Genomic DNA, 7,343 nt, shown 5'->3' with positions numbered 1-7,343 from the left:
CATAGAGGCCGCCCTCGCCGCCGGGTCCACGGCAGGCCAGCGGACCGCTGACGGCGATACCGGGTAGCCAACTTCACCACGTATTCGCCGCAGCCAGCCGTTGACGGTCGGACAGCGCCGGACGTCACCGGACAGCGGAGACCGGCCCCTCACCGGAGTTTACCCTGGTGAGGGGCCGATTCTTGTGGGGCGAGCGGAGGGCGTGGGATTTGAACCCACGGAGACGCTCCCGCGCCTCAACGGTTTTCAAGACCGTCGCACTCGGCCACTATGCGAGCCCTCCTGGTGTGCGTCAGCCTATCTGTCCCGCTACGGTGGGAGTAGCACGTGGTTGCGCCTAGGGTTCCGTTCGTCGCCTGCTGTCGGGAGCACCGGCCACGCACAATGAAGGCGGCGGGGTCTGGACCGAGCGGCGCCAGGAACCGGCCGTACGGCCGGCCCACACCTTAAGGGAGAAAAGCCAGGAGGGCTCCAATTCGGCGTGCCCCGGTACGGGGCAGGGCCAAGCGAGGAGCCTCCTGATGAACGGCGTTACCGGCGGCGAGGGCCTGCCGCTCACCGCAGCGTTGGCCGTCCAGGCTGGCGTAGATGTTCGCCGAGACGAAGCCGCGGTAGTGCTGCATGACGTCCTCGGTGGCGCGCACCAGGGCGTCTACCAGCTGCTGCTGCTTGTCCGGCGCCACCGTGAAGACGTTGATCAACGTGGCGACGCTTGCGTCCTTGTCGATGCTGCTCGTCGGCATGGGCCACACCCTACGACGCGTCGCAGCTGAGTGTGCTCTCCCGCAGGACCAGCCGGTGGTCGGCCGTCAGCTCGCGCGGTTCCTCCTCCTCGCCGCGCACCCGGGCGGCCAGCGTACGGACGGCTTCCGCGGCGATCTGTTCCTTGTCCGGCGCCACCGTGCTCAGCGTGGGCACGCTGTACGCGCCCTCCTCGATGTCGTCGAACCCCATCACCGCGACGTCGTCGGGCACCCGCAGGCCGCGCTCGTACAAGGTACGCACCGCGCCGAGCGCGAGCAGGTCGCTGAAGCAGAACACCGCGTCCGGGGGATCGGGCAGCGCGAGCAACGCCTGCATCGCCGCCGCGCCCGTGGCGCGGGAGAAGTCGTCGGCGCTCGCGATCAGCTCGGGAACGACCGGTAACCCGGCCGCGGTCAGGGCCGCCTCGTACCCGGCCTGGCGCAGCCGCGCGGTCTCGCCCGCCGCGGTCTCCTGCGCACCGATCGCCGCGACCCGCCGCCGGCCGAGGCCGGTGAGATGGTCGACCGCCTGCCTGGCCGCGGCGACGTTGTCGATGGCGACGTGGCAGGCCGGCCCGTGCGAGACCAGCTCGCCGAGCAGGACGAGCGGGATGTCCACCCGGATCTCGGCCAGGTCGTCGCGGCCGAGCGCGAGCGGGCTGAGCAGCACCCCGTCGACCAGGTTCGTGCCGAGGCCCTGGACGGCGACCAGCTCGCGGTCACGCAACCCGTCGGTCTGGTCGATCAGCACCGTCCACGACTGCTCCTCGGCCGCCTTGATGACGAACCGAGCCAGCTCGGCGAAGTACGGCGCGTCCAACTGGGGCAGCGCCAACGCGATCAGGTCGGTACGCCCGCGCCGCAGGTTCCGCGCCGAGAGGTTGGGCCGGTAGCCGAGCGACTCGATCGCGTCCAAAACGCGCTGCCGGGTCGCCGGGGTGACGTGCGGGTAGTCGTGGACGACGTTCGACACGGTCTTGATGGAGACGCCGGCGACGGCTGCGACGTCCTTCAGGCTCACCGCCACGACGACCTCCTCCGATCGCGCCGGCCGGGTTCAAACGCTACGCCCTAGTGTGAACAGGTGCGACGACTCCGTGGGCTCCGGTCGGTACTCGCCGGACGCGACTTCCGCCGGCTCTACGCCACCCGGCTGATCTCGCAGTCCGGCGACGGCCTGTTCCAGGTGGCGCTGGCGGCGTACGCGTTCTTCGACCCGCAGCGGCAGCCCACCGCACCGGCCGTCGCCGGCGCGTTCGCCGCGCTGCTGCTGCCGTACTCGCTCGTCGGCCCCTGGGCCGGGGTCTTCCTCGACCGCTGGCGGCGCCGGCAGGTGCTGGTCTTCGCGAACCTCGTACGCGGCTCGCTTGTGCTGGTCATGGCCGGCGTGATCGCCGCAGGCGCACCGCTGGCCGTGCTGCTCGGCCTCGGGCTCGCCGTCGTCAGCGTCAACAGGTTCTTCCTCGCCGCCCTGTCCGCGGCGCTGCCGCACGTGGTCGCGCGTACGGAGCTGGTGACGGCCAACTCGCTGTCCACCACGTCCGGCACGATCGCCGCGTTCGCCGGCGGCGGCCTCGGCTACGGCCTGCGGCTGGTGTTCGGCGAGGGCGCGACCGGCACCGCCTTGCTGCTCGCGACCACCACTGTGTGGTACCTCTGCTCGTCGCTGGTGGCGCTCACCATGGCGAAGCAGCTGCTCGGCCCGGACGACGGCCCGACCAGGCTGGCGCTACGGACGGCGCTCGGCGACGTCGCCCACGGGCTCGCCGCGGGCGCACAGCACGTGTGGAGCAGGCGCCCGGCCGGGCACGCGCTGCTGGTGATGGCGTCGCAGCGGTTCTGGTACGGCCTGGCAACGCTCTCCGTGCTGCTGCTCTACCGCAACTACTTCCACGCGGACGAGGTCGCCGCGGGGATCGGCGGGCTCGCGCTGGTGCTCGGCGCCACCGGCGTCGGGCTGTTCCTCGCCGCACTCATCACGCCGGTCGCCACCAGGCGGCTGCGGAAGCAGACCTGGATCACCGTCGTGCTCGTCGGCGCCGGCGTGGCACAGCTGGCCTTCGGGCTGCCGTACCGGGAGCTGCTGTTCGTCCCTGCGGCGCTGCTGCTCGGGCTGGCGGCGCAGAGCATGAAGATCTGCGTCGACACGCTCGTTCAGGAGACAGTGGACGACTCGTTCCGCGGCCGGGTGTTCTCGTTCTACGACGTGCTGTTCAACGTCTCGTTCGTCTCGGCCGCGGCCGTCGCGGCGGTGGCCCTGCCCGCCACCGGCAAGTCGTACGCGGTGTTGACGCTCATTGCGCTCGGCCACTGCGCGACCGGGCTGGGGTACGCGGCGGTGAACCGCCGCTCGTCCCGTGGCAGCACCGTCTCGGCGGCGGGTGAGGCGTCGCGGTAGGGTCCGGTGCGTGCCCGCACGACCACTCGAAGAGCTCGTGGACACCGGCTGGGCGAAGGTGCTCGCGCCGGTCGCCGAACAGATCACTGCCATGGGCGGCTTCCTGCGCACCGAACTCGAGGCAGGTCGCGGCTACCTGCCGGCAGGTGAGCACGTCCTCCGCGCGTTCCAGCAGCCCCTGGACAACGTCCGGGTACTGATCGTCGGTCAGGACCCGTACCCGACGCCCGGCCACCCGGTCGGCCTCTCGTTCTCCGTCGCGCCGGACGTACGGCCGGTCCCGCGCAGCCTGGTGAACATCTTCAGGGAGTACTCCGACGACCTGGGGTACCCGACGCCGGCCAACGGCGACCTGACCGCCTGGGCGGAGAACGGGGTGCTGCTGCTCAACCGCAGCCTCACCGTACGGCCGGGCGCGCCGGCGTCGCACCGCGGCAAGGGCTGGGAGGCCGTCACCGACCAGGCCATCCGCGGTTTGGTCGAACGCGGCGCGCCGCTGGTCGCGATCCTGTGGGGCAGGGACGCGCAGTCGCTGCAGCCGCTGCTCGGCGACACCCCCGTCATCAAGAGCCCGCACCCCAGCCCGATGTCCGCCGACCGTGGCTTCTTCGGCTCCCGGCCGTTCAGCCGCGCGAACGAGCTGCTCACCGAGCGCGGCGGCGTCCCCGTCGACTGGCGGCTGCCCTGAGCGGTTGCGCCAGCCCGGCCTAGCAGTGCGGTCATCCCGGGGCCGGGTGCCGCGGGCTAGCGTGGGGGACGACCTCAGCACAGGGACGGTGCGGGATGGCTGACCCACAAGCCTACATCTTCGACGCGGTACGTACGCCACGCGGTCGCGGCAAACGCGGCTCGCTGCACGAGATCAAACCGGTCGCGCTCGCCGCCGGCGTGCTCAGCGCGCTCGCCGAACGCACCGAGCTGGACACCGCCGCGGTGGACGACGTGGTGTTCGGCTGCGTCTCGCCGGTGGGCGAGCAGGGCGGCGTGATCAACCGCGCCGCCGCGCTGTTGGCCGGCTGGCACCTCGACGCGCCAGGCGTGCAGCTCAACCGGTTCTGTGCCTCCGGCCTCGAGGCCGTGAACATGGCCGCCGCGAAGGTACGGTCCGGGTTCGAGGACGTCGTGGTCGCCGGCGGCGTGGAGTCGATGTCCAGGGTGCCGATCGGGTCCGACGGCGGCGCCTGGGTGATCGACCCGGAGACCAACAGCGAGCTGAGCTTCGTACCGCAGGGCATCAGCGCCGACCTGATCGCCACCCGCGCCGGCTTCGACCGCGAGGACGTCGACGGGTTCGCGCTGCGTTCGCAGGAGAAGGCGGCGCTGGCCAGGGAGAAGGGCCTCTTCGACCGGTCGATGGTGCCGGTGCTGGACCGGAACGGGCTGACCGTACTCGACCAGGACGAGACGATCCGGCCGGACACCACGCTCGCCGGCCTCGCCGGGCTCAAGCCGAGCTTCGCGCAGATGGGTGCCGCCGGCTTCGACGCGGTCGCCGTCGACAAGTACCCGGAGGTCGAGCGGATCGAGCACGTGCACACGCCGGGCAACTCGTCGCAGATCGTGGACGGCGCGGCCGCCATGCTCATCGGCAACGAGCACGCGGCCGAGACGCTCGGTGTGCGGCCGCGGGCACGGATCCTCGCCACCGCGGCCGTCGGCACTGAGCCGACCATCATGCTCACCGGCCCGATGCCCGCCACCCGAAAGGCGCTCGCGCGCGCCGGGCTGGGCCTGGACGACATCGACCTGTTCGAGGTGAACGAGGCGTTCGCCTCCGTCGTCCTGCTCTTCCAGCGGGAGCTCGGCGTAGCGCCGGAGCGGGTGAACGTGAACGGCGGCGCCATCGCACTCGGCCACCCGCTCGGCGCGACCGGCTGCATGCTGCTCGGCACGTTGCTCGACGAGCTGGAGCGGCAGGACCTGCACCGCGGCGTCGCGACGCTGTGCATCGGTGGCGGGATGGGCGTGGCCACCGTGATCGAGAGGGTGTGACGACATGATCAGCTACGCCGTCGACGCCGACCGCGTCGTCACGCTGACCTTCGACCAGCCCGGCAGGTCCGCGAACACCATGGGCGCGGAGTACACCGAGGCGATGGGCGCGACGGTCGACCGGCTGGAGGCCGAGCGCGACGACATCGCCGGCGTGGTCGTCACGTCCGCGAAGAAGACGTTCTTCGCCGGCGGCGACCTCGCCATGCTCGCCTCCATCCGCCCCGAGCAGGCGGCGGAGTTCACCACCGAGGTGGCCAGGATGAAGGACCAGCTGCGGCGGCTGGAACGGCTCGGCCGGCCGGTCGTCGCGGCGTTGAACGGTTCCGCACTCGGCGGCGGCTACGAGATCGCACTCGCCTGCCACCACCGGATCTGCGTGGCCGACGACAGCGTGCGGGTGGGGTTGCCCGAGGTCACCCTCGGCCTGATCCCCGGTGGCGGCGGCATCACGAGGATGGTGCGGATGCTCGGCTTGGAGGCCGCCTTCCCGCTGCTGACCGAGGGCAAGCAGCTGCGCCCGATCGACGCCGAGCACGCCGGCCTGGTGGACGTACTCGTGCCCGACCGCGAGACGCTGCTCGCGGACGCGAAGGCGTGGGTGCTCAGCCACCCGGATGCACAGCAGCCCTGGGACACGCGCGGGTACAAGCTGCCTGGCGGCTCCCCGGCGTCGCCGTCGAAGTACTCGCTGCTCGCGGCCGCGCCGGCCATGCTGCAGGCGAAGACGCACGGCAACCTGCCGGCGCCGAAGGCGATCCTTTCGGCCGCGGTGGAGGGCGCGCTGCTCGACGTCGACACCGCGCTGGCCGTCGAGACCCGCTACCTCACCGAGGTGGTCACAGGTCAGGTCGCGAAGAACATGATCGGCGCGTTCTGGTTCCAGCTGAACGCGATCAAGTCCGGCAGGTCCCGACCGGAAGGCATCCAGGCCGGCAAGGTACGCAAGGTCGGCGTGCTCGGCGCCGGCATGATGGGGTCGGGCATCGGCTACGCCAGCGCGCTGGTCGGCGTCGACGTGGTGTTGAAGGACGTCGACCGGGCCGCGGCGCAGCGCGGCAAGGACAAGATCGTGGAGCTGCTCGACGAGCGGGTGGCCGGCGGCAAGCTGACCGCCGACGGCCGCGACACGGTCGCCGCCCGGGTCGTCGCCACCGGCGACGACGTCGACCTGGCCGGCTGCGACCTGGTGATCGAGGCGGTGTTCGAGGACCGCGGGCTGAAGCACCGGGTGACCGCCGCTGCGGAGCAGCAGGCGGCGTCGGACGCGGTCATCGCCTCGAACACGTCCACGCTGCCGATCACCGGCCTGGCGGAGGCCGTGCCGGACCCGAAGCGGTTCGTCGGCCTGCACTTCTTCTCGCCCGTGCACAAGATGCCGCTGGTCGAGATCATCCGCGGCGAGCAGACCTCCGACGAGACGCTCGCCCGCGCGTTCGACTACGTGCAGCAGGTCAGGAAGACCCCGATCGTGGTCGCCGACGGGCGCGGCTTCTTCACCTCCCGGGTGTTCGCGGCGTACGCGCTCGAGGGCATCGCCATGCTGGCCGAGGGCGTGCCGCCCGCGCTGATCGAGAACGTCGCACGCCGCGCCGGCCAACCGGTCGGCCCGCTGGCCGTCACCGACGAGGTGACCCACTCGCTGATCTGGCACATCAGGGAGCAGACGCTCGCCGACCTGGAGGCCGCCGGCGAGGCGGGCGAGGGGAACCACCTGGTCGACCACCCGGCGTTCGCGGTCGTCGACACGTTCGTGAATGAGCTGCAGCGTACGGGCAAGGCGGCCGGGGCGGGGTTCTACGAGTACCCGGACGGCGGCAAGAAGTACCTGTGGCCGGAGCTGGCCTCGCGCTACCCTCGCACCGCGGCGGACGTAGCCGAGCAGGACATCTGCGACCGGCTGCTGTTCGCGCAGGTGGTCGACACGGTGCGCTGCCTGGAAGGCGGCGTGCTCGGCTCCGTGGCGGACGCGAACATCGGCAGCATCTTCGGCCTCGGCTTCCCCGCCTGGACCGGTGGCGCGGCCCAGTTCGTGAACAGCTACGGCGCGGCGGCGTTCGTCGAGCGCGCCGATGACCTGGCCGGACGCTACGGGCCGAGGTTCACCCCGCCGGCACTGCTGCGGGACCTCGCCGCCCAGGGTGGCGAGCTGACCTGACGTCTCCGGGGTGGTTCAGGGTTCCTCCCGATGGCCACCGTGGCCGCCATCC

Annotated in this window: 6 protein-coding genes and 1 tRNA gene; 4 read left to right on the top strand and 3 right to left on the bottom strand. The window is 71.7% G+C overall.

What is annotated here, in order from left to right; genetic code table 11:
- Positions 1-194: 194 nt before the first annotated feature.
- From GEV07_17195 to GEV07_17185, 3 genes are all read right to left on the bottom strand, one after another.
- Positions 195-283 (bottom strand) — tRNA-Ser (locus GEV07_17195).
- A gap of 163 nt (positions 284-446) precedes the next feature.
- Entirely contained in the window at positions 447-743 is a 297-nt protein-coding gene (locus GEV07_17190; protein ID MQA04377.1) for an antibiotic biosynthesis monooxygenase, read from the bottom strand.
- A gap of 10 nt (positions 744-753) precedes the next feature.
- Positions 754-1,770 (bottom strand): substrate-binding domain-containing protein, encoded by a 1,017-nt coding sequence (locus GEV07_17185; protein MQA04376.1) that lies wholly within the window; start codon positions 1,768-1,770, stop codon positions 754-756.
- A gap of 57 nt (positions 1,771-1,827) precedes the next feature.
- On the opposite strand from GEV07_17185, the gene GEV07_17180 reads away from it, so the two are divergent.
- The 4 genes from GEV07_17180 to GEV07_17165 all read left to right on the top strand — a co-directional run bounded on the left by GEV07_17180 (position 1,828) and on the right by GEV07_17165 (position 7,291).
- Positions 1,828-3,141: an MFS transporter gene (locus GEV07_17180; GenBank protein MQA04375.1), complete on the top strand. Its 1,314-nt coding sequence runs from the start codon at positions 1,828-1,830 to the stop codon at positions 3,139-3,141.
- A 10-nt stretch (positions 3,142-3,151) separates the two neighbouring features.
- Positions 3,152-3,829, top strand: a complete 678-nt coding sequence (locus GEV07_17175) for a uracil-DNA glycosylase (protein MQA04374.1) — start codon at positions 3,152-3,154, stop codon at positions 3,827-3,829.
- A gap of 95 nt (positions 3,830-3,924) precedes the next feature.
- Complete coding sequence (locus GEV07_17170) at positions 3,925-5,133, top strand: acetyl-CoA C-acetyltransferase (GenBank protein MQA04373.1); 1,209 nt, start codon at positions 3,925-3,927, stop codon at positions 5,131-5,133.
- A 4-nt stretch (positions 5,134-5,137) separates the two neighbouring features.
- Entirely contained in the window at positions 5,138-7,291 is a 2,154-nt protein-coding gene (locus GEV07_17165; protein ID MQA04372.1) for a 3-hydroxyacyl-CoA dehydrogenase, read from the top strand.
- The last annotated feature ends 52 nt before the right edge of the window (positions 7,292-7,343 follow it).

The sequence above is a fragment of the Streptosporangiales bacterium genome (assembly GCA_009379825.1).
Classification (GTDB): domain Bacteria; phylum Actinomycetota; class Actinomycetes; order Streptosporangiales; family WHST01; genus WHST01.
Note: the sequence above shows the minus strand (reverse complement) of the source record. Positions and strands in the feature narration are given on the sequence as shown.